1 protein-coding gene is annotated in these 733 nt (G+C 53.1%); it reads right to left on the reverse strand.

Features of this window, described 5'->3' with window-relative positions:
- A partial coding sequence (locus NKJ84_RS33080) for a P-loop ATPase, Sll1717 family (protein WP_502904064.1) occupies positions 1-497 on the reverse strand: 497 nt, incomplete at its 3' end.
- Between the last annotated feature and the right edge of the window lie 236 nt (positions 498-733).

Consider the following 733-nt stretch of genomic DNA (forward strand, 5'->3'; position numbering starts at 1 on the left):
TAATCTCCAGCACTTCGTTCCATGCCTCCTCGCCACCGAGCTCCGAAAGGGCGAGATGAAAGAGCCTGTGCTGGAGATCGAGGCTCATCAGGCCAGGGGCGGTTGAAGGCGACCAGCCCGTCATCGACCCTCGCTTCGAACAGCAACTTAAGTTTCTTGTAGTTCTCTAGCAAACGAGTGTCGCGCAAAACGCGGGTCTCGTCTTTCTCCAGAAGCTTGTAAGCAATTTCCAACCAAAGAACGTACTCCCAGAAGGCAGCAACGACTTCCTTCCGCGTGCCGAAGCTAAGTTTGTCTAAAATAAACTCCTTCATCTTGATAAGCTGATAGCCATCGGGGATTAAGTCGATAAAGATGTTTTCCTTATGCGCCCGGGTCCGGTCGCGGACCTGAAGGAACACGGCGGTTTTGCCACTTCCCTTTCTCCCCACAAGAACGTTGGCTTCGCCAGCTAGTGTACGCTGATAAGCGTCCGTTTCCAGAAAATAGTCCGCCAAGGAGCTGGCTTCGTTCTCAGCAACCGGATCGCCGCAGCTTAGGCTCTGGAGCAATTTTCATGATGAGGTTTGATGGAGACGAATTCGTTCTGCAGGTCAGCGCCAAGCAGTCTGAAATCCGAAATGATCTTGTCTAGAGCACGTCCTGTTTAATCCGGTTCATATCCTGCGGCTTTGAAGTAGTTGGCGCATTCGGCTGGGGTGAAGAGGTCGACGACTGCGCCGACCGCGTCCCA

The sequence above is a fragment of the Mesorhizobium sp. M0048 genome (assembly GCF_040323405.1).
Classification (GTDB): domain Bacteria; phylum Pseudomonadota; class Alphaproteobacteria; order Rhizobiales; family Rhizobiaceae; genus Mesorhizobium.